Consider the following 21,771-nt stretch of genomic DNA (forward strand, 5'->3'; position numbering starts at 1 on the left):
TGTGCAAAGTTCTGTTTTAAGAATTTAGCTATATTTAGGCATGCCAAAGACCAAATTAAGCAAATATTATTCTCAGTTAAATTCTTTTGTTCTTTCTGAAAGCCTCAAAGAGAAACTGGAAAAGGTAATCGTTATTACCGCTATCTTAAGTTTCCTGATACATCTGGCCATTATTGGTCTGATTGACTTTGACCTTATAGATTTCGGGGGATATGACGGTAATCTGATCATTAGTCCCATTTCGGCCATCTACACACCCTTCTCGATTATTCTGATCTATGAAGTTTACCTGCTTGTATTTTATCTACCCAAGTCCATCACCATCTACATCGGCAAGCAATACGAAATCATTACCCTCATTTTGATTCGGAAAATATTCTACGATTTATCCAATTTACAGTTTTCTTCAGACTGGTTTTCCATAGAGGCAGATATTCAGTTTACCATTGACCTCGTCTCTACGTTAATCCTGTTCTTTTTAATATTTCAATTCTACAGATTGAATTCTAAAAATAAAGCTGAAAAGGAAAAAATCACTACCAAAACAAAATCACACATCCAGGTTAAAAAAGTATTTGCAACTGTTTTGGTTCCGGCTATTGTAGTCCTGGCCTTGTTTTCCTTTGGGTCCTGGTTTTATGATACACTCACCGGTACCGATTACTCCTCTACCTCCATCAAGACTGTAAACACTATATTTTTTGATGATTTTTTCACCGTATTAATCCTCATTGATGTGCTCTTACTTCTCTTTTCATTTTTACAAACCGAAGAATTCAGCAGAGTGATACGCAATTCAGGATTTGTAATTTCAACCATTCTCATCAAATTATCATTCTCTGCAGATAACATCATCAATACGATATTAATCATAGTAGCCGTAAGCTTTGGTGTTTTAATCCTTTACATTTACAATCAATATTTCAAACTGAATAAAACGCTCAAAGCTTAAGCATTTGCCATTGTCGTTTAAAATTTTATATTGGAGTAAACCTTGAAAAATGTACGATTTTATAATTATTGGTGCTGCACAGGCTGGACTTTCCATGGCTTATGAACTTGAGCAGCTGGGAAAAAATTATATAGTCTTGGATAAAGAAAAGGAAATAGGCGCTTCCTGGCTCAAGCGCTGGGATTCGCTCAGGCTTTTTACCCCTTCAGAATTTAATAATTTGAAAGGCATGGATTTTCCTAAACCCAAAGGGCATTATCCCAATAAATATGAAGTGGCCGATTATTTCAAAGCCTATGTGGAGAACTTTGAAATTCCCATAAGGTTCGACACCCTGGTGATCGAAATTCAGGATAAAACCGATCATTTTGTCGTTAAACATGAGGAGGGATCTTTTGATTCCAGACAAGTCATTGTTGCTACAGGACCGTTCCATATCCCGTATACCCCTCCTTTTCATACCAAAATAGACTCTTCCATCTTTCAGATTCATAGTGATTATTACAAAAATCCGGGTCAGCTGCAGGATGGAAAAGCCATGGTCGTAGGGGCCGGAGATTCCGGGTATCAAATCCTGGATGAAATTTCCAATACCCGCAGGGATGTTTATTTCTCCGGAGATACCGAGGTGAAAACACTGCCTCAGGAATTCCTAGGTAAAACCTTATGGTGGTGGTTTACAAAAACCGGCTATTTAAGTTTTGGAAAAGATTCTTGGCTTGGCAAAAAAATAAGCGAATCTAAACAACCTGTTATTGGGGTAGATGTGAAGGGCATTTTGAACAAAAAAAATGTGATTCCAGTCGGGAAAACCGTCGATGCCAAACAGGAATTGATTATCACCGAAGAAGCCAAATTGGATGATATTAAAAACATCATCTGGGCGACGGGCTACCGGCCTAAATTCGACTGGATTGAAGGTCTGGAGCTCGATAAGAACGGCTATCCTGTTCATGAGAGAGGTGTCAGTAACGTGGAAGGTCTTTACTTTATCGGTCTGCCATGGCTACATACTCGAGCTTCAGCTACGCTTGGCGGCATCAAAAAAGATGCAGATTATCTGGGTGGTTATATCAAACACAAAGCTTCAGACCGAGAATCCGTTTTGGTTTAACAAAAAACCCTCGATAAATCGAGGGTTTTGGAATTGTATGAAATGGATGTTTTATCAATCTAAAACTTCATGAACTTTATCTGCAGCTTCTTTAAACTGAACTGCTGTTTTCACGTTGATTCCAGCGTCGTTGATAAGTTCCACAGCTTTTTCAGCGTTGGTCCCCTGAAGTCTTACGATGATAGGCACTTTGATTTCATCACCCATATTTTTGTAAGCTTCAATAATTCCTTCAGCAACACGATCACATCTTACGATACCGCCAAAAATATTGATCAGAATCGCCTCCACTTTATCGTCTTTTAAAATCAGCTTAAAAGCTTTTTCAACGCGTTTGGCATCTGCAGTACCACCAACATCAAGGAAGTTGGCAGGCTCTCCACCGGCAAATTTGATCAAATCCATTGTCGCCATGGCAAGGCCGGCTCCGTTGACCATGCAGCCTACGTTCCCGTCAAGATTTACATAGCTCAAACCAGCTTCTCTGGCTTCTACTTCGGTAGCGTCTTCTTCACGCGTGTCCCGCATGCTTTGGTAATCTTTATGTCTGAATAAAGCTGAATCGTCTAAGGTAACTTTAGCATCAACAGCAATAATTTTGTCATCACTTGTTTTCAGGACAGGATTGATTTCAAACAATGAAGAATCTGATCCATCATAAGCTTCATAGAGTGAAGTCACGAACTTGGTCATCTCTTTAAAGGCTTTTCCTTCCAAACCAAAATTGAAGGCAATTTTTCGAGCCTGAAAAGGAAGAATTCCCGTAGCAGGATCGATTTCTTCTGTAAAAATTTTTTCTGGTGTTTTATCTGCAACACTTTCGATATCCATTCCCCCTTCCGGAGAATACATAATCATGTTACGTCCTGTAGCTCGGTTTAGCAATACAGACATATAATATTCTTCGGGCTCATTATCACCCGGATAATAAACATCCTCTGTCACAAGCACCTGGTGTACTTCTTTACCTTCTTTACTTGTTTGAGGGGTTACCAAATGCATTCCTAAAATCTCATCTGCAAGTTGCTCAACTTCTTTTAAGTTTTTGGCGAGTTTCACACCCCCACCTTTACCACGTCCACCGGCATGGACCTGGGCTTTAATCACGTGCCATCCCGTTCCAGTTTCTTCAGTAAGCTTTTTTGCAGCTTCAACAGCTTCTTTTGGAGTTTTTGCAACTATTCCTTTTTGGATAGCAACGCCAAAACTACTTAGTATTTCTTTGCCTTGATATTCATGTAGATTCATAATCAGGTTTTATGATATAAATTTGGTTCACAAAAGTAATAATTTAAAGTTTGGCTACAATAATTTAAAAGGGTTTCTTAGCATCCTAAGCAAAAGCTTATTTCGTAATGATAATTAACATCAAATGAATTCCGAACCTCATAAAAAAGCTTTACTTGAATTGGCGAATGCCAAAATGCATTTTGGCAAATACAAAGGCTTTTATCTTTCAGACATTCCAGAATATTATTTGATATGGTATAGGCGTAAAGGCTTTCCAGATAATAAGCTGGGTCAACAGATGCAGGAAGTACTCGAACTGAAAGAAAATGGCCTGGAGTATCTCTTGAGAAAAATCAGGAAAAGCTAAAGGATTTTTGAACTAATTCTCTGATAAAGCAAAAATTAAATGATATTTTTGCATCCCGTATAGACACAAAACTCATAACACAAATGGCCGATACAAAGTATATTTTTGTAACAGGAGGTGTTTCTTCGTCTTTAGGGAAAGGAATAATCGCAGCATCTTTAGCTAAACTACTTCAAGCACGAGGGTACAAAGTCACCATCCAAAAACTTGATCCCTATATCAATATCGATCCGGGAACCCTCAACCCCTATGAGCATGGTGAATGTTTTGTAACAGAAGATGGTGCAGAAACCGACCTTGATCTTGGACATTACGAGCGCTTTTTGAATGTCAATACCTCTCAGGCCAATAATGTCACAACCGGTAAGATTTATCAAAGTGTCATCGATAAAGAGCGAAGAGGTGATTTTCTTGGGAAAACAGTTCAAGTGATTCCTCACATTACCAATGAAATAAAAGAACGCATACAGATTTTGGGGCAGGACGATGCTTACGATATCGTCATTACTGAAATTGGCGGAACCGTTGGAGATATTGAGTCCTTACCTTATATAGAAGCCGTAAGACAACTAAAATGGGAGCTTGGCGAGCACAATGCCCTGGTTATTCATTTAACTTTAATTCCTTATTTATCGGCTGCCAAGGAACTTAAAACCAAACCTACACAGCACAGCGTCAAAACACTGATGGAGAGTGGTATTTCTCCTGAGATTTTGGTGTGCAGAACTGAGCATCAGATCAATGATGACATTAGAAGCAAACTTGCTCTATTCTGCAATGTTAAGAAAGAAGCTGTCATCCAATCCATAGATGCTGAGTCGATCTATGACGTGCCTAACCTCATGGCTGAAGAAGGCCTGGATACCATAACCCTAAGAAAACTTGACCTTAAGGATGATGTAGTACCTAATCTCGATAAATGGAACTTCTTTGTCGATAAATTGAAAAATGCCACAGAAGAATTATCCATAGGTTTAGTCGGTAAATATGTGGATTTACAAGACTCCTATAAGTCAATTTTAGAATCCTTTATCCATGCTGGCGCCTACAACGATGTGAAGGTAAATGTAGTATGGATCAATTCTGAGCAGGAGGATCACAATGAAACGATTTTTCACAAACTGGACGGACTTCTCGTTGCTCCGGGTTTTGGGGAACGGGGCGTTGAAGGAAAAATAGCCGCCGTAGAATATGCAAGAACGCATGATGTCCCCTTTTTGGGCATCTGTCTGGGGCTGCAAATGGCAGTTATAGAATTTTCCCGTCATGTCTTAAAACTAGCAGAGGCCAATTCAGTAGAAATGAACCCCAATACACCACATCCGGTTATCGGGCTTATGGAAGATCAAAAAGATTTAAAACAAATGGGGGGCACCATGAGACTGGGAGCCTGGGACTGCGAACTTCAGCCCAATTCTAAGCTTGCCGAAATTTATGGAACCACTCAAATTTCGGAAAGACATCGCCACAGATACGAAGTCAACAATAGCTATGTAGCCGATTTAGAGAAACACGGAATGCTTTGTACCGGTAAAAACCCACAAACAGGTTTGGTGGAAACTATCGAGCTGGAGAATCATCCCTGGTTTGTGGGTGTGCAGTTTCATCCGGAATATAAAAGTACTGTGGCCACACCACATCCGTTATTTTTAGGATTTATAAAAGCTGCAAAAAAATTTCACACAAAAGCTTGATCAGATCAATTCCTTAAATAATCTGAGAATAAGTTTATATAAATAAATTAAATGTTGATTTTTGCACAGATTTTGAAAAAATCATTATTCACAATAGTTATAGTCAATGGAAGATAAAAAGACGTTTGATACAAACTCTATTATAGGATTTACGCTTATAGGTTTGATACTGATTTTATTCATGTACCTGAATCCGACTCAGGATGCAGCACCTGAGGAAAAGCCTGCAGAGCAAGTTGAACCCTCAGTTCAAAAAAATCCTGAAGTTGCCAACCCGCAAAGCTCACCTTCTCTTACTGAAACGACTGGAAGCAGTTTACAGGACTCTGTCACTGCAGAACTCGCCAAGAGAGAATATGGTGCTTTTGCCTACTCTGCTGTAAAAGATTTTGCCAAGGATGATGCGGTTACGACTATTGAAAATGAAGTTTTAGAACTCAAAGTCAGCAATAAAGGCGGACAAATCGTTGAGGCTAAAATGAAAAAACATGATACCTATAAAGGTGATCCTGTTTATTTGATAAAAGATGGTAATGCTGATTTCAATATTTCTTTTGAAGCCAGCGATGGTCGCACCTACAATACCCGTGATCTTTACTTCGAGCCCAATCTAAGCACAGATAATGGCAACCAGACTCTGAGCATGAGAGCAAAAGTTTCTGATATTGAGTTCCTGGAGTTTTATTATGAATTGGAACCTGGGGACTACATGATGAATTTCGGGATTCGCTCTCAGGGCTTAAGCAATTTAATCTCTTCAGAAAACGCTAATTTGTCCTGGGAGGTGAAAGCGCTGCGAAAAGCGAAAAGCATCTCTTACGAAAATAGATATACCGAAATTGTTTATCTCTACGAGGGTGACAAAGACGATTACACAGGACAGGGAGACGAAGCCATTGAAGAAGATGAACTTATAGAATGGATTGCCTTCAAGCAACACTTCTTTACCTCCATTTTACTCTCTGACCAGGCTTTCCCAAGTGCAAAAATGACGTCGAGAAATCTGGTTCAGGACGAACAGATCGACACCTTATATACCAAAAATTTTCTGGCTGAGGTTCCTTTGAAATTGAATAATGGAGAATTTGCAGAGACGATGAATTGGTACCACGGTCCCTCAGATTTTGACATACTGAGTTCTTACGAACGCAAGCTGGACGAAATCGTTCCTCTGGGCTGGGGTCTTTTTGGATGGATCAACAGATACGTGTTCATTCCGTTCTTCGGGTTTTTGAGCAGTTCGCTTCCAAGTTATGGATTGGCGATTATTGTGATGACTATTGTGGTGAGAATTGTCCTTTCGCCTATTACTTACAAATCCTATTTATCCCAGGCCAAAATGAAAGTTTTGAAGCCGGAGATCAATGAGATCAATGAAAAGTACAAGGACAATGCGATGAAAAAGCAGCAGGAAACCATGAAATTGTACAGCAAAACCGGAGTGAGTCCGCTGGCAGGCTGTATACCGGCGCTTTTACAGATCCCTGTGTTTTACGCTCTTTTTCAATTTTTCCCAAGTGCCTTTGATTTAAGGCAAAAAGGATTCTTGTGGGCAGAGGATTTATCGAGTTATGATGTGATTTACGAATGGGATACCTACATACCTCTCGTATCCTGGGCTTATGGAAATCACGTGAGTTTATTCCCTATTCTAGCTTCTGTAGCTATCTTCTTTTATACGCAGATGACCGCAGGTCAGAACATGCAGCAAAGCTCGCAGCCGGGAATGCCAAACATGAAAGTTATCATGTACTTCGCTCCTCTGGTGATGCTTATCTTCTTCAACAATTACGCGAGTGGTTTATCACTGTATTACTTCATATCCAACTTGATTACCATCGGTATCATGTTAGTTATCAAACATGTGATTATCGATGAGAATAAAATCTTAGCGAAAATCGAAGAGAAAAAGAAAAAGCCTAAAAAGAAAGGTAGATTTGGTAAAAAATTCCAGGAAATCATGGAACAGGCTGCCGAACAACAAAAAAAGAAGCAAGGCGATAAAGAAGATCCTAAAAAGCTTGGTAATAAAAAAGATAAGAAATAATTCTTATCTAGGGTTAAGCAAAAAAGGAGTCCAGTTTGGACTCCTTTTTTATTTAGATAAAATTCAAGTTCTGTTTTAGTTAACAGATAATCTCAGATTTATAAAAATCGCTACTTATGAATTAAGTCAAGTATTTATAAACGACTCAGCGTTAATGTACTCTTAAGTAGCTCTTACTTTATAAGTTTCTGTTTTAAATTTTAGTAAAAATTAAAACATGAAATCCGTTAACCCTTACAATCAAGAAACCGTATTTGAAATAGATGAGTTGTCTGATGAGCAAATCAATCAAGCAATTGAAAACGCCGATAACCGCTTTTCGTCCTGGCGCAAGACTTCTTTTTCGGAGCGAAGCAAACTCATGTTTGCTGCTGCAGAAGAACTGAAAAAAAACAAGAGAGAATATGCGGAAACAATGACTTTAGAAATGGGAAAACCCATAAAACAAGCCATTGCTGAAATCGAGAAATGTGCCTGGGTTTGTGAATACTATGCTGAAAATGCAGAAAATCACTTGTCGGATCGTCACATTGAAACAGATGCTGAACAGAGTTATGTAAGTTACGAACCTATTGGGGTTGTTTTGGCGGTGATGCCCTGGAACTATCCTTATTGGCAGGTATTTCGTTTTGCTGCTCCTGCACTCATGGCAGGAAATATCGGTATCCTAAAGCATGCCAGCAATGTAATGCACTGCGGAGAAAAAATTCAGCAAATTTTTGAAAGAGCTGGTTTTCCCGAATATTGTTTTCAGCATCTGCCATTAAACAGTGATAAAGTAGATGGCATTATTAAAAATAAGAAAGTAAAAGCCGTTACCTTAACCGGGAGTAAACCAGCAGGGAGCGCAGTGGCTTCTAAAGCTGGCTCAGAAATTAAAAAATCTGTTCTTGAATTGGGAGGAAGTAATGCTCTTGTTGTTTTTCCAGATTGCAACATGGAAGAAACTTTAAAAACTACAGTCCAAGCTCGATTTCAAAATACGGGACAAAGTTGTATTGCAGGAAAAAGATTACTCTTACATGAATCTATTGCGGAAGAATTTACAGAGAAATATGTGAGTGCTGTTCGTGATTTAAAAAGTGGAGACCCTATGAATGAGGATACTTACATAGGTACAGTTGCACGAGAGGATCTCGCAAAAGATCTCGAAGAACAGTTGCGTAAATCTGTTGATGCCGGGGCCAAAGTTTTAACAGGTGGCAAACGTGACAAAGCTTACTTTGAGCCTACAGTTGTGGATGGTGTTACAACAGATATGACCCTGTTCAATGAAGAAACCTTTGGTCCTGTCATCGGGATTACAAGATTTAAAACCGAAGAGGAAGCCCTAAACCTTGTCAACATCTCTGCTTTTGGTTTGGGTGTTTCTGTTTTTACCCAAGATCTGGATCGCGCCAAAAAACTCATCCCAGAATTTGATGATGGTGCTGTATTCATAAATGAACTTGTAAAAAGCGACCCACGACTTCCTTTTGGAGGTACAAAAATCTCAGGTTATGGTCGCGAACTTTCTAAAGATGGAATTCGAGAATTTATGAACCTGAAAACGGTATATATCAACAAATACTAGGCTTATATTTTTTTAAGAATTTATCTATTTTGGAATTGTAATTCCAAAATAGATAAATTCTTTTTCAAGTCTGGTATATTTCAATCTATAGTTTAGTTGTTATTCACAACTAAAAAATCAATACCTTCTGTGAATGGTCTTTGTTCCTATGCCACTTTCTACAAAACATGGTAAATCTAAAAGACCTGTTATTTTAGATAAACAGCACATATGTTCTAAACTGTGAAATCCCTGAGCCTCCTCTGTTTTGAAACCGATCGTGACTGTAAACTAAAACAGGCGCTCTTTCGAGCGCCTGTTAAAATCATAATTAAGGAATTCAGTATTATTGTTGATTTGGCAATAACACCTTATCAATAGCATGAATTACTCCATTTCCAGCTTGAACATCTACAGCAATGATATTTGAAATACGACCATTTAAATCAGTTATCGTCGTATTTTGAGCATCAATTATAATGTCATCTCCCAAAGTTGAGACTGTTCCACTAGCTAAAGTTGAAGATGTTACATTAGTTCCTGGTATAACATGGGTATCCAGAGTAGCTTCTAAAGTTGCTGTAGGAATATCAGCTAGAGAATTTACATTTAATTCATCCAGTAAGTCAACAAAAGCTGCATTTGTAGGAGCAAATACTGTGAATGGAGCTGGTGAATCTGTAGATTGCAGCGTGCTCACGTAAGTAAAGCCTGGCTCTCGCGTTAGTGCAGCAACCAAAGTACTAAAATTAGGATCTGCTGTAGCAAATGTGGTTACATCCGGGATAGTAATCACCTCATCAACTACGTGCACTACACCATTATCAGCTTCTAAATCTGCTGTAGTAACACTAGAAATACCATTCAAACTTACACCGGAGTCTGTATTGATGTAAAGACTTAGATTATTGTCGTTACCTGTATTAGTCTCTACTGCTAAAGTATTCACATAAGTAGTTGATAAATCGGTTGATAAAAAGGTACCATCCACTACGTGATTCAGTAACACATTCGATACCTGAGCAGCTGATAAGCCAGAAATATCAATTAAACCGAACGCAGCATCCGTTGGAGCAAATACAGTATATTCTCCAGAATTTAAAGCATCTACTAAATTAGCATCGATTAATGCTTGCTCTAAAACGGTATGGTCTGGGCTTTCCGAAATGATTTCAAAAGTGGTTTCTATAGCTGAATCTGGAAGTATAACTCTGTCTATGGCATGTATGACACCATTTCCAGCTTGAACATCTGTAAGAATAATCTCTATTATTCTACCATTGCTATCCGTAATTGTAGCATTTTCAGCATCGATCGAAATATCACCACCTAAGGTAGTTACTGTACCACTGCTTAACATTCCTGAGGTTACATTCGCTCCTGCAATGACATGAGAATTTAAAGTGGCTTCCAAAGTAGCCGCTGGTACATCTGCCAGAGACCCAATGCCAAGCTCATCTAATAATGCCGCAAAAGCTTCGTTGGTAGGTGCAAATACCGTGAAAGGTGCAGGTGCCTCAAAAGAGCTTAAAGTGCCCACAAAATCAGGCTGATCCTCTCTGGTTAGTGCTTGAACTAAAACTTCAAAAGTTGAATCTGCAGTTGCAAACGTAGTTACATTCGGAATTGTAATCACTTCATCTACAATATGAACAACCCCATTGGTCGCTAAATTATCTGGACCAGTCACTGTTGAAATTCCATTTAATGTAATCTCACTTCCCACATTAACATACAAACTCAAGGGATTTTCATTACCGGAAATTTGTTCGGTAGCCAAAGTCGTCTGGTATGAAGTGATTAAATTTGAAGACATTGCTGCACCAACAAGAACATGATTTAAAAGTAAATTTCTCGCCTGATCTGCAGAAAGAGAAGAAGTGTTTATATTGCCAAAGGCATCATCAGTAGGTGCAAAAATTGTATAGACACCATCGTTAAGCGTCTGGCTTAAACCAGCATCGTCCAGCAATTGCTCTAAGATGGTATGATTAGGGCTATTTTGAATAATTTGTAAGGTAGTCAGATCCTCACCAATTGGCCCTGAAGCATCATCATCGTCACTACAAGAAGTAACAAAGATTGCTATAAAAGCAATAATTAATGTTTTAAATTGAGTATTCATAGTTGTTTTTTTTAAATACCTTATAAATGTATAATAAGAAGCAGATATATACTGTTTAACTTTAGTTAATAGTTAATAAACATATGTTAAGTAAATAATTTAAGAGTTCTCTAATTCTAAAGCTTATTCTTTATCATTAATTTTGCAAATCAATTAAATCAATATGAAAAAACGCGTTGTTGTTGGACTTAGTGGAGGGGTAGATTCAAGTGTTGCCGCATACCTGTGCAAAGATCAGGGCTATGAGGTGATAGGTCTATTCATGAAAAACTGGCACGATGATTCGGTAACGATTAGCGATGAATGCCCCTGGCTGGAAGACAGCAATGACGCAATGCTGGTTGCAGAGAAGTTAGGAATTCCTTTTCAGACTGTAGATCTTAGCAAAGAATACAAAGAGCGCATCGTAGATTATATGTTTGCAGAATACGAAAAAGGAAGAACTCCAAACCCTGATGTACTTTGCAACAGAGAAATAAAATTTGATGTCTTTATGGACATAGCCACTTCTTTAGGAGCGGATTATGTAGCCACTGGACATTACTGCAGAAAAGATAGTATAGAAAAGAACGGTCAAACGCTTTACAGATTACTAGCTGGAAAAGATCAAAACAAAGATCAGTCCTATTTTTTATGCCAGGTATCTCAACAGCAGTTGGCTAAAACGCTTTTCCCCGTCGGCGAGCTTCAAAAGACTGAAGTGAGGAAAATCGCTAAAGAGCAAAATTTAATAACCGCAGAAAAGAAAGATTCTCAGGGCCTTTGCTTTATTGGTAAAGTGAAACTTCCAGATTTTCTTCAGCAAAAACTTGAACCCAAAAAGGGTCAGGTCATTGAAATCGATTCTTCACACGAAGTTTTCGCCAGGATCAACGAAGCGGCAACAACTTCAGAATTGATAACTCAGCTTAAAAAACAGAGCAAAAAACCCGAGTTAAAACCTGAGTTTGGAAAAGTGCTGGGCACACATGAAGGTGCTCATTTTTTTACCAAAGGACAGCGAAAAGGCCTGGCTATTGGGGGAACTAAAGAACCTCTTTTTGTCATCGATACCGATGTAGAAAAAAATATTTTATATACGGGTCAGGGCAAAAACCATCCAGGACTCCATAAAAAAGGACTCTGGGTGAACAACGATGAGGTGCATTGGATCAGAGCAGATTTGAAACTTAGTAGTGGTGAAACCATGGATGTGAAAGCAAGAATACGGTATAGACAACCTCTGGAACATGCCAAACTTTACCAAATGGAAAATGAACTTTATGTCATTTTTGAAAACGAACAAACCGCTATTTCGGAAGGCCAGTTTGTCGCTTGGTACCAAGATGACGAGCTTTTAGGCTCTGGAGTAATTGCTTAAAATAAAGTCATGACTCAAAATAGAATTACAGAATTATTTGCTATAAAATATCCCATTATCCAGGCAGGCATGATTTGGGCAAGTGGCTGGAAATTGGCTAGCGAAGTTAGCGAAGCCGGAGGTCTTGGTATCATTGGCGCAGGATCTATGTATCCGGATATTTTACGAGAGCATATTCAAAAGTGCAAAAAAGCCACGTCAAATCCCTTTGCAGTCAACGTGCCCATGCTTTATCCAGATCTGGATAAAATCATGGAAATCATTATTGAAGAAAACGTACCCATTGTATTTACCTCGGCTGGAAACCCGAAAACCTGGACGTCTCATTTGAAATCTCACGACATCAAAGTCGTACACGTAGTGAGCAGTGTAAAATTCGCTTTAAAATCTCAGGAAGCAGGAGTGGATGCCGTTGTTGCCGAAGGTTTTGAAGCAGGCGGTCACAATGGTCGTGAGGAAACTACTACCTTTACGCTCATCCCTATGGTAAAAAAGGAACTGGACATTCCCCTTATCGCCGCCGGTGGAATTGCTTCCGGTGCAGGCATTCTTGCTGCCATGATCCTAGGCGCAGACGCCGTACAGATAGGGACGCGTTTTGTCGCTAGTGAAGAAGCATCCTCGCATGTCAATTTTAAAAACGAAGTGGTAAAAGCTCGAGAAGGAGATACTAAGCTTACTTTGAAGGAACTTGCTCCCGTGAGATTGCTTAAAAACAAATTTTATCAGGACATTGAAAACCTCTATACTACTTCGCCCAGCAAGGAAAAACTTCAAGAATTGCTCGGAAGAGCAAGAGCCAAAAAAGGAATGTTTGAAGGCGACCTTGATGAAGGAGAACTAGAGATTGGTCAAATTTCCGGACTGGTCGGAGATATTTTGCCAGCTAAAAAAATCGTGGCAAGGCTTATTTCCGAATTTGAAGCTGCTAGAATTGAAGCGAGCACATTCCGGTTTTAAACCAACCTCATCATTCATTTTACTCAACGTCCAGAACAAGGAAATCAGCCAAATCTAAAGCTTTTACTTTCAAGCCTTTTTGGTACTGCAAAAGATAAATCGCATCGTTTTCATAGCCCAAAGAAAACTCTTTCTTCACATAATTGAACTTGTTTTCAGCATGCTCTGTAAAGCCTTCAATTTCTGTGGAAGCCTGAAGGGTTTTAGCATAAGCAAGTCGCAAAATTAAATCCATCATCACATCAAATCCCCTCATCACGTAGCGACTGGGATAAACACCATATTTTTGCTTAAACGTCTCAGTATACTTATCCTCTCCAGATAATAACTGTGTTTTTGAGATGGATGGAAATGTAAAATTAAGATTGCTTAAATAATAGTTAGAAATTTCATTATCATAAAAGGCATTTCTTTTGGATGTAAACAAACGGATATCAAAACCGTCTCTCCGAAAAGAATTAAGTAATCCCACTGCAGACTCAGCCAAACCCAGGTTTTGAGTTTCTAAAATAAACCAGTTGGTTCCCAGAGAATCCAGCTGGGGTCTCAGGTCTGATCTCTGCAAATAATCGGACTTAGCCTGATTTACCACTTTAAGATCGGGAAAAGTATAGCTATATTTTCTTTGGATAGGTTTTGAAATACTATCTGAAAGAATTACCAGGTTCTCATCCGTATGTGTTTTTTGCAAATAAGTAATTAGGACTTCCTGCATTTCCTCGTCTTTGGGAAGGGTATTGAAGAGGTTATTAAATTCAAAGTTGGGATTTACCAAAGGAGAAATTACAGGAACGCTATCAGTAGACAAATAACTGGCCACTACTTTTAAGCTTGGGTCCAAAAGTGGACCTACGACAGCCTGGTAGTTTTTGAAATCTTCATTTAGTTGTTCCCTGACATAACTGGGATTATTCCTGGTGTCGAAAACATCCAGATTCACTCTTATCCCCTTATTTCGAGCAGAATCGATAGCCATCTGTATACCTTCATAGAAGTCTAAAGAGATCCTCAACAAATTACTAGCTTTCAGTAAAGATGTCGGACTTATACTATCGATTTCTGTTCGCTCTAAATTTAGAGGGAGCATAAGTGCTATCTTTTTAGTATCAAAATATCGAAGTTTGTCTTCAAAAATGAACTGCTTATATTTTGAGTAATTTATTTTTTCGGCTTGTGGTATTTTCAAAACAAGGCCTACACTCATGCCTTCAAATTTCAGTGAAGGATTAGATTCAATAAGCTCCTCTTCAGTAACATCGTAGTTTTCTGAAATGCTTTGAATGGAATTCTCAGAATTTACTTCAAGAAAAGCATAATTTTTATTTTTTAATCGCTTGGTTTCTGAAGTATCTGCCGGGCGCTCTATGTTCAAAAATTGACCTGGCTGAATTTCCTTTTCATCGATTCCAGGATTTAAGTCTTCTAACTGCTCAACTGTAAGTCCATATTTTCTAGAAATACCATACTTGGTTTCTTTTGGCAGAACCAAATGCATAAGTGAATTAAATTCAGAATTCTTTATACTTTGGTTGATGTCCAAATCCTTGTCCTTAAGTTCATAAGTTGGGATTCTCAAAACATCATTGTAATTCAATTCTCTTTCGGTTAAGAAAGGATTGTAAATCTTAAGATCCTTTACCTTGAGGTTGTAAGCTTTAGAAATGCTATACAGTGTTTCTTTCGGACTTACATCATAAGCGATAAGCTGAACTCGCGGGTCCAAGCTATAATTAGGCTGGGTTGGCACTACCAACAGACTATTGGAAAGGTCACTTTCATTCAGAATGTTTGGGTTTAATCTTTTTAAAGTAGTCAAGTCGATCTGAAACTTAGAAGCAACATCTTCGAGTTCTTCATCTGCACCTGCTTCATAGGTTCTCAAGTCCTGAGCATTCAGGCTTAAAACTGAAAGCAGTAAAATTATACTTGTTAAAAAAGATTTCATTATTCCCATTCTATTGTTGCTGGTGGTTTAGAACTGATATCGTATACTACTCTATTAACGCCTTTTACACGATTTATTATTTGGTTGGAGACTTTTTGTAAAAAGTTATACGGTAAATCCACCCAATCTGCTGTCATTCCATCTGTGGATTCAACAGCTCTCAAAGCTACAACTTTTTCATAGGTCCGCTCGTCACCCATAACCCCTACCGAATCTACAGGGAGAAGAATGGCTCCGGCCTGCCATACTTTGTCATAAAGATGCCATTCTCTGAGTCCGTCAATAAATATAGCATCGACTTCCTGTAAGATACGGACTTTTTCTTTGGTGATATCCCCAAGTATTCTAATGGCCAATCCAGGACCTGGAAACGGATGCCTCCCCAATAATTTAGAATCAATACCCATCTCTGCCCCTACACGTCTCACCTCATCTTTAAAAAGCATTCGCAAAGGCTCTACAACCTTCAGTTTCATAAACTCTGGAAGTCCTCCCACATTGTGATGAGATTTTATAGTAGCAGAGGGACCATTAACGGATATAGACTCGATCACATCCGGATAAATAGTTCCCTGGGCTAAGAAGGTGGCATCTTCAACTAAGGAGGCTTCATCATCAAAAACTTCAATAAAGGAATTTCCGATAGCTTTGCGCTTTTGCTCTGGATCTGAAATACCTTTTAAAGCATCCATAAACCTATCGGTGGCATCAACACCTTTTACATTAAGACCCATGTCCTTATACTGGTCTAGTACAGATTCAAATTCATTTTTCCTCAACAACCCATTATTGACAAAAATACAGTGCAGGTTCTTACCAATGGCTTTGTGGAGCAAGGTTGCGGCCACAGTGGAATCTACACCTCCACTAAGCCCAAGAATTACTTTATCGGCTCCAATTTTTTCTTTTAATTCTGATACCGTCATATCTACAAAGGCAGATGGCGTCCAGGACTGAGGAACTTTAGCTATTTTGACCAGGAAATTTTCCAGCAACTGAGCCCCGTCTGTAGAATGATAAACCTCGGGGTGGAATTGTATTCCATAAGTATCTTCGCCTTCAATTTTATAGGCTGCATTAAGAACATCAGTCGTACTTGCAATTCTCGTAAAGTGCTCGGGAATCGATTTGATGCTATCACTGTGAGACATCCAGACTTGAGATTGCTCGAGGATATTTTCAAAAAGCATTTCTCCGTCTTTTATGAAGGATAAATTGGCCCTACCAAATTCACGTGTGTCTGAACTTGCGACTTCGCCACCATAATTATGAGCCATAAACTGGGCACCAAAACAAACACCTAAAAGCGGTACTTTACCTTTGATATTTGAAAGGTCAGGTTGTGGAGCTTCCGGATTTCTACAGGAGAATGGACTCCCAGAAAGAATCACTGCCTTAAAAACAGATAAATCCTCAGGCAGTTTGTTAAAAGGATGAATTTCACAATAGATGTTGAGTTCGCGAACACGCCTTGCGATGAGCTGGGTGTACTGCGATCCAAAGTCGAGAATAAGGACATTTTTTTGCATAGGCAAAAGTATAAATTTGAGATAAAACAGGCTTCGGTTTACCTCCTCTTTTTTTACATTTAAAACAAAAATGCTAAATCAAATTTTAGAAGACTTAAAAAACGAAGTTAAATCCGGTTACCTCAAAAAGAAGCATCCCTTTCGCTATCCAAGCTTGGCTAGTATTGAAGACAACTCCCCTACTCAACGAACGGTTGTTTTAAGAGATACTTCAGATGATTTTGAATTAATCATGTACACCGATGAACGAAGCGATAAAATAAGTCAATTTGAAAACAACCCAAACTCTAGCTTATTGTTTTATAATCATAAGAAACTTCTTCAGGTCAAGATTGAAGGAAAAATGAAAATGATAAAGTCTGGTGAAGAATATAAAAAGTATTGGAGCAAAGTTCAGGGTAAATCTCAAAAAGATTTCATCACCCAGAAGCCACCAGGAACTCCTATTGAAAATCCGGATGAAATTGAATACAAAGAAGACGAACATCATTTTTGTTTGCTGAAATTGGTCCCGGAACGCATGGAATCCCTTCAGCTGAAAAGACCAAATCACATTCGCGCAGTATTCGAAAAATCCAATGACTGGGAAGGACAATTCTTAAACCCATAAAAAAAGCGGCCTAATGGCCGCTTTTCATTTATAATCGAATGGGTACGATTAATCATTAGCACCTATATTGCCTTGAGCAACAATGGTGGCCAGATCATTTGCGCTTAAATGAACGTTGACATATCCGTCAACAGTCAAGACATCGGAATATCCAAATGCAGTGCCATCATCTAAAGCTTCAACCTGAGATTGACTCATTCCTGTAGTACCATCTACTGGCGTAAAGGTATAAACTATACCACCACCCTCAGCTGCAGAGTTTTCATGAATATGCGCAGGATGTGTGCCGCCATCAGGTGTTCCTGTGAGGCTAATTGTTGCTAAAGCTGCACCACCTACTCGTTCTTCGAAGACTACGCTTCCGCTTATCCCTGCTACATCTGCTTCAGCAAGGTTATATGTAACCGAGTTTCCGGTCAATTCATTTATACCGATATCGCCTTGAGCAACAATAGTTCCTAAGTCTCCTGCACTTAGATGGACATTGACGTAACCGTCTTCGTCCAAGACGTCTGCATATCCAAACGCAGTTCCGTCATCTAATTCAGCTACATTGGACTGACTCATCCCTGTAGTTCCATTTACTGGTGTAAAGGTATAGAGTATACCACCGCCTTCAACAGCAGAATTGGCATGGATGTGTGCGGGGTGTGTTCCGCCGTCAGGCGTTCCTGCAAGACTGATCGTTGCAAGTGCTTCACCGTTCACCCTTTCTTCAAAGAGTACTGAACCGTTTATACCAGGCACTGCTCTTTCTTCCAGACCATAACTTTTGGATTCGCCTGTCAACTCATTTTGACCAATGTCTCCCTGAGCAACAATAGTTCCTAAATCAGCTGCACTCAAATGAACATTGACATAACCGTCAACGACCTGTACATCTGAATAGCCGAAAGCAGTTCCGTCATCTAATTCAGCTACATTGGACTGGCTCATACCTGTTGTGCCGTTCACTGCGTTGAAAGTATAGATTATGCCTCCGCCTTCTACTGCCGTATTCATATGTATATGTGCGGGGTGCACTCCACCGTCAGGCGTTCCATCCAGGCTGATTGTTGCTAAGGCTTCACCGTTTACTCTTTCTTCAAAGAGCACTGATCCGTTTATGCCGGGCACTGCTCTTTCTTCCAGATTATAACTTTTGGATTCACCTGTCAACTCATTTTGACCGATATCTCCCTGAGCAACGATAGTTCCTAAATCGTCTGCACTCAAATGCACATTGACATAACCATCAACCGTCAGTACATCTGAGTAGCCAAAAGCAGTTCCGTCATCTAATTCAGCTACATTGGATTGACTCATCCCTGTTGTGCCGCTCACCGCGTTAAAAGAATAGATTATGCCTCCGCCTTCTACTGCCGTATTCATATGTATATGTGCGGGGTGCACTCCGCCGTCAGGCGTTCCATCCAGGCTGATTGTTGCAAGTGCTTCGCCGTTTACTCTTTCTTCAAAAAGAATTGTTCCGCTGATACCTTCAACTGCTCTTTCTCCGAGATCATAACTTTTAGATTCACCTGTCAATACATTCTGACCGATGTCACCCTGAGCTACAATGGTGCCTAAGGCATCTGAACTCAAATGAACGTTGATATAAGCATCCAGATTCGCGATGTCTCCAAAAGAAATGGGAGTACCATCATCTAAAGATGTAAATGTTGTAATACTCAAACCAGTAGCACCATCAACAGGTTCTAAAGAAACAATGATTCCGCCACCTTCAGCAGCTGAATTCATATGGATATGAGCAGGATGCGTATTTCCACTTGAAGTTCCCTGTACTTCTAAAATAAGTTGAACCGAACCGTCTTCCTGTTCATTAAATGTTGCGTCACCACTAACACCCGAATCTGATTTTTCATCCAAATCATACTCGACACTATTTAAGATAGGGCCGTTATAAGGTTCGAAATCATCATCGCTACAAGAGATAAAAAGTACTCCTATAAATAAGAGCAAACTTAAATTTTTTAATTTTTTCATGACTATATGTTTATTTATTACAACATAAGTACGATGAAAATTGAATAACGGTTTTAAAATTTATGTTATTAAATATTTTTTTAACATTTGCGTCGCAAACCAAATTGGAGTTAAGGGATATTAAGATATTTATGAGTCTGCAGAGAAATTCTCCATTTAGGATTTTTCATCACATACTCCACAATTTCAGGAATCATTTTTTCTCTTACACTCCACTCGGGCTGAAGAAACAATTCACAGGTATCGTTTACTTTTTCAGCCTGCTCCTCAGCAAACTTAAAATCATGCTTGTTGTAGATAATGACTTTAAGCTCATCAACCCGCGCATAAATTTCAGGTTTCGGTAATTTTATTTTTTTTGGAGAAAGGCATATCCAGTCCCAAACGCCTGTCATATCATAAGCGCCGGAGGTTTCTATGTGAATCATCAATCCATTAGCTTTCAAACCCTCGGTGAGTGAGGTCATATCCCAGGTCAAGGGTTCTCCTCCGGTGATGACTATCGTATTGCTGTATTTTTTAGCATTTTCAATGATCGATCCAATCTGGGTTGGTGGATGTCTTTCCGGATCCCAGCTTTCTTTCACATCACACCAATGGCATCCCACGTCACATCCTCCTATTCTTATAAAATAAGCAGCGGTTCCCGTATGGTAACCTTCACCTTGTATGGTATAAAACTCTTCCATCAAAGGAAGCATCACCCCTTTTTGTACAAGTTTTTCAATATTTGAATTTTGCATGCTGCAAAGATACTGAAAGCATTTTTTGAATTAAAACTTAAATCTCAACTTATAACATAGAAGTTAGCGCATATTGTTGATGACTTTATTTATTTTTGAAAAAAAATAATTTTGATGAAACTTTTATCCTTATTCTTCCTTTCAGTAATTTTAATGGGGTGTAGCAACTCCACCTCTGAAACATTAATAGCTAAAAACCAGTTAGGGCTGCTTAGACCAAGCACGCAAATCAATGAAATAAGTTCTATTTTGGAGAAAGATTCTATCGGTGAATTTAATCTGAAGTCTCGCATAAACACTACAAATGAGATAGAAGTTTTCACTAAAGAAGGTGAAGTATCCCTTATTATTGAACCCAATTATCAAGGTGATTCTCTGGTGACTATAAGTGAAATTCAAATTTTGGATCCCAAATATAAAACCAGAGAAGGATTAACGATTCAGAGTGATTTTAAAACTATTTATGAGAATTACAAAATCAACAATATTCAAAACACCATCAACAGTGTGATTTTAAGCATAGATGAAATAGGAGCCTACATTGTGATTGATAAAAAGCATTTACCAAGTAAGTTAAAATTTGATTCTGAAATCAAAATTGAAGCCAATCAAATCCCAGGTAAAGCGCCATTTAAATATTTTTGGTTGAGATTTGAGGAATCCACTCCGTAAGCAACCTTATTTTTAACTGTTCCCATTTATTTTTTATGAAAGCTTCAAAAAAACTGCTTAATAAATATTTACCGAAGATTATAGGATTAAGACTTAATTCTTTATTTCTAATCAAACCGGAAAAAGCTGTTTACAAAGCTTATCTCTTATTTTCTTCACCCAGAAAAGGGGATGTAAAGCCAGAGCAAGAAAATTTTTTGAATAAGGCTAAAACAACATCTATAGAGTACGATTCCAAAAAAATACAGACCTACCATTGGAAAGGAGAGGGTAAAACAGTGATCCTTGTTCATGGCTGGGATAGCAACACGCACCGATGGAAAGATTTAGTCGAAGATTTACAAAAAGAAAAGTATAATATTATTGCTTTTGATGGTCCGGCGCATGGATATTCTGAAGGTAAGCTTTTAAATGTCCCCTTATATTCAAAATGCCTTGATCGCCTGCTCAAACTTTATCGACCAGAAGTCATCATTGGACATAGCGTTGGCGCAATGACTATTGTTTATAATCAATATTTAAAGCAAAGTCCTTTTGTAGAGAAACTGGTCTTGCTCGGGGCTCCTTCAGAAATGAGCCTGATAATGAGTGATTACAAACGCATACTAAATTTAACTGACAAATTTATGACGGCTCTGGAAACTTATTTTATAAAAAAATTCGATTACAGTTTTGATGAATTTTCAATTGCAAAATTTGCAAAAAATGTTGAAAAACAGGCCTTAATTATCCATGATGAATTTGACAGAGTAGCTCCTGTAGAAGCGGCGAGAACCATTCATAGAAATCTTAAGCACTCTAAACTTAAAATCACAGAGGGAGCGGGACACTCTTTAAATAAAGACGAAATTCGTCAAGAAATACTGCACTTTTTAAATCGATGAA

17 protein-coding genes are annotated in these 21,771 nt (G+C 38.7%); 11 read left to right on the forward strand and 6 right to left on the reverse strand.

The window, feature by feature from the left end; genetic code table 11:
• The first annotated feature begins 40 nt into the window (after positions 1-40).
• Together BLP81_RS06305 and BLP81_RS06310 are read left to right on the forward strand one after the other, a co-directional pair.
• Positions 41-952: a hypothetical protein gene (locus BLP81_RS06305; RefSeq protein ID WP_093367237.1), complete on the forward strand. Its 912-nt coding sequence runs from the start codon at positions 41-43 to the stop codon at positions 950-952.
• Positions 953-1,001: 49 nt separating this feature from the next.
• Positions 1,002-2,066 (forward strand): flavin-containing monooxygenase, encoded by a 1,065-nt coding sequence (locus BLP81_RS06310; protein ID WP_093367240.1) that lies wholly within the window; start codon positions 1,002-1,004, stop codon positions 2,064-2,066.
• A gap of 54 nt (positions 2,067-2,120) precedes the next feature.
• Here the strand turns inward: BLP81_RS06310 and sucC are convergent, their stop codons facing one another.
• Positions 2,121-3,314 (reverse strand): ADP-forming succinate--CoA ligase subunit beta, encoded by a 1,194-nt coding sequence (gene sucC, locus BLP81_RS06315; protein ID WP_093367243.1) that lies wholly within the window; start codon positions 3,312-3,314, stop codon positions 2,121-2,123.
• A 124-nt stretch (positions 3,315-3,438) separates the two neighbouring features.
• Here sucC and BLP81_RS06320 point away from each other — a divergent pair, with 124 nt between their 5' ends.
• The 4 genes from BLP81_RS06320 to BLP81_RS06335 all read left to right on the forward strand — a co-directional run bounded on the left by BLP81_RS06320 (position 3,439) and on the right by BLP81_RS06335 (position 8,977).
• Positions 3,439-3,663 (forward strand): DUF3820 family protein, encoded by a 225-nt coding sequence (locus BLP81_RS06320; protein ID WP_093367249.1) that lies wholly within the window; start codon positions 3,439-3,441, stop codon positions 3,661-3,663.
• Positions 3,664-3,746: 83 nt separating this feature from the next.
• Positions 3,747-5,357 carry a CTP synthase gene (locus BLP81_RS06325; RefSeq protein ID WP_093367253.1) on the forward strand — a complete coding sequence of 537 codons (1,611 nt, stop codon included), beginning with the start codon at positions 3,747-3,749 and terminating at the stop codon, positions 5,355-5,357.
• Positions 5,358-5,463: 106 nt separating this feature from the next.
• Positions 5,464-7,404, forward strand: coding sequence for a membrane protein insertase YidC (gene yidC / locus BLP81_RS06330; RefSeq protein WP_093367256.1), 1,941 nt, complete (start codon positions 5,464-5,466; stop codon positions 7,402-7,404).
• 217 nt (positions 7,405-7,621) lie between these two features.
• Entirely contained in the window at positions 7,622-8,977 is a 1,356-nt protein-coding gene (locus BLP81_RS06335; RefSeq protein ID WP_093367259.1) for an NAD-dependent succinate-semialdehyde dehydrogenase, read from the forward strand.
• Positions 8,978-9,302: 325 nt separating this feature from the next.
• Here BLP81_RS06335 and BLP81_RS06340 read toward each other — a convergent pair whose 3' ends face one another.
• Positions 9,303-11,081: a fasciclin domain-containing protein gene (locus tag BLP81_RS06340; protein ID WP_093367262.1), complete on the reverse strand. Its 1,779-nt coding sequence runs from the start codon at positions 11,079-11,081 to the stop codon at positions 9,303-9,305.
• A 163-nt stretch (positions 11,082-11,244) separates the two neighbouring features.
• On the opposite strand from BLP81_RS06340, the gene mnmA reads away from it, so the two are divergent.
• A complete protein-coding gene (gene mnmA, locus BLP81_RS06345; RefSeq protein ID WP_093367264.1) occupies positions 11,245-12,441 on the forward strand; it encodes a tRNA 2-thiouridine(34) synthase MnmA in 1,197 nt (398 codons plus the stop codon).
• A 9-nt stretch (positions 12,442-12,450) separates the two neighbouring features.
• Entirely contained in the window at positions 12,451-13,401 is a 951-nt protein-coding gene (locus BLP81_RS06350) for an NAD(P)H-dependent flavin oxidoreductase (RefSeq protein ID WP_093367266.1), read from the forward strand.
• Between the two features lie 19 nt (positions 13,402-13,420).
• Here the strand turns inward: BLP81_RS06350 and BLP81_RS06355 are convergent, their stop codons facing one another.
• Entirely contained in the window at positions 13,421-15,346 is a 1,926-nt protein-coding gene (locus BLP81_RS06355) for an amino acid ABC transporter substrate-binding protein (protein WP_245686426.1), read from the reverse strand.
• Positions 15,346-16,875 (reverse strand): glutamine-hydrolyzing GMP synthase, encoded by a 1,530-nt coding sequence (gene guaA, locus BLP81_RS06360; protein ID WP_093367272.1) that lies wholly within the window; start codon positions 16,873-16,875, stop codon positions 15,346-15,348. The genes BLP81_RS06355 and guaA overlap by 1 nt, the downstream gene beginning before the upstream one ends.
• 70 nt (positions 16,876-16,945) lie before the next feature.
• On the opposite strand from guaA, the gene BLP81_RS06365 reads away from it, so the two are divergent.
• Complete coding sequence (locus BLP81_RS06365) at positions 16,946-17,485, forward strand: pyridoxamine 5'-phosphate oxidase family protein (protein WP_093367275.1); 540 nt, start codon at positions 16,946-16,948, stop codon at positions 17,483-17,485.
• A gap of 48 nt (positions 17,486-17,533) precedes the next feature.
• Here the strand turns inward: BLP81_RS06365 and BLP81_RS13640 are convergent, their stop codons facing one another.
• Complete coding sequence (locus BLP81_RS13640) at positions 17,534-19,471, reverse strand: CHRD domain-containing protein (protein ID WP_176752691.1); 1,938 nt, start codon at positions 19,469-19,471, stop codon at positions 17,534-17,536.
• A gap of 110 nt (positions 19,472-19,581) precedes the next feature.
• Positions 19,582-20,214, reverse strand: a complete 633-nt coding sequence (locus tag BLP81_RS06375) for a 7-carboxy-7-deazaguanine synthase QueE (protein WP_093367278.1) — start codon at positions 20,212-20,214, stop codon at positions 19,582-19,584.
• A gap of 114 nt (positions 20,215-20,328) precedes the next feature.
• Between BLP81_RS06375 and BLP81_RS06380 the strand changes: the two genes are divergently transcribed.
• Both BLP81_RS06380 and BLP81_RS06385 read left to right on the forward strand, forming a co-directional pair.
• Complete coding sequence (locus BLP81_RS06380; protein ID WP_093367281.1) at positions 20,329-20,886, forward strand: hypothetical protein; 558 nt, start codon at positions 20,329-20,331, stop codon at positions 20,884-20,886.
• A gap of 35 nt (positions 20,887-20,921) precedes the next feature.
• Positions 20,922-21,770, forward strand: a complete 849-nt coding sequence (locus tag BLP81_RS06385) for an alpha/beta fold hydrolase (RefSeq protein WP_093367283.1) — start codon at positions 20,922-20,924, stop codon at positions 21,768-21,770.
• Position 21,771: the final 1 nt, after the last annotated feature.

It is taken from the genome of Psychroflexus sediminis (genome assembly GCF_900099815.1).
Taxonomy (GTDB): Bacteria; Bacteroidota; Bacteroidia; order Flavobacteriales; family Flavobacteriaceae; genus Psychroflexus; species Psychroflexus sediminis.

Excerpts from the sequence above, each read along its gene's own strand:
- BLP81_RS06305 (WP_093367237.1), top strand. The coding sequence starts at position 41 with ATGCCAAAGACCAAATTAAGCAAATATTATTCTCAGTTAAATTCTTTT.
- BLP81_RS06310 (WP_093367240.1), top strand. The coding sequence starts at position 1,002 with ATGTACGATTTTATAATTATTGGTGCTGCACAGGCTGGACTTTCCATG.
- sucC (WP_093367243.1), bottom strand. The coding sequence starts at position 3,314 with ATGAATCTACATGAATATCAAGGCAAAGAAATACTAAGTAGTTTTGGC.
- BLP81_RS06320 (WP_093367249.1), top strand. The coding sequence starts at position 3,439 with ATGAATTCCGAACCTCATAAAAAAGCTTTACTTGAATTGGCGAATGCC.
- BLP81_RS06325 (WP_093367253.1), top strand. The coding sequence starts at position 3,747 with ATGGCCGATACAAAGTATATTTTTGTAACAGGAGGTGTTTCTTCGTCT.
- yidC (WP_093367256.1), top strand. The coding sequence starts at position 5,464 with ATGGAAGATAAAAAGACGTTTGATACAAACTCTATTATAGGATTTACG.
- BLP81_RS06335 (WP_093367259.1), top strand. The coding sequence starts at position 7,622 with ATGAAATCCGTTAACCCTTACAATCAAGAAACCGTATTTGAAATAGAT.
- BLP81_RS06340 (WP_093367262.1), bottom strand. The coding sequence starts at position 11,081 with ATGAATACTCAATTTAAAACATTAATTATTGCTTTTATAGCAATCTTT.
- mnmA (WP_093367264.1), top strand. The coding sequence starts at position 11,245 with ATGAAAAAACGCGTTGTTGTTGGACTTAGTGGAGGGGTAGATTCAAGT.
- BLP81_RS06350 (WP_093367266.1), top strand. The coding sequence starts at position 12,451 with ATGACTCAAAATAGAATTACAGAATTATTTGCTATAAAATATCCCATT.
- BLP81_RS06355 (WP_245686426.1), bottom strand. The coding sequence starts at position 15,346 with ATGAAATCTTTTTTAACAAGTATAATTTTACTGCTTTCAGTTTTAAGC.
- guaA (WP_093367272.1), bottom strand. The coding sequence starts at position 16,875 with ATGCAAAAAAATGTCCTTATTCTCGACTTTGGATCGCAGTACACCCAG.
- BLP81_RS06365 (WP_093367275.1), top strand. The coding sequence starts at position 16,946 with ATGCTAAATCAAATTTTAGAAGACTTAAAAAACGAAGTTAAATCCGGT.
- BLP81_RS13640 (WP_176752691.1), bottom strand. The coding sequence starts at position 19,471 with ATGAAAAAATTAAAAAATTTAAGTTTGCTCTTATTTATAGGAGTACTT.
- BLP81_RS06375 (WP_093367278.1), bottom strand. The coding sequence starts at position 20,214 with ATGCAAAATTCAAATATTGAAAAACTTGTACAAAAAGGGGTGATGCTT.
- BLP81_RS06380 (WP_093367281.1), top strand. The coding sequence starts at position 20,329 with ATGAAACTTTTATCCTTATTCTTCCTTTCAGTAATTTTAATGGGGTGT.
- BLP81_RS06385 (WP_093367283.1), top strand. The coding sequence starts at position 20,922 with ATGAAAGCTTCAAAAAAACTGCTTAATAAATATTTACCGAAGATTATA.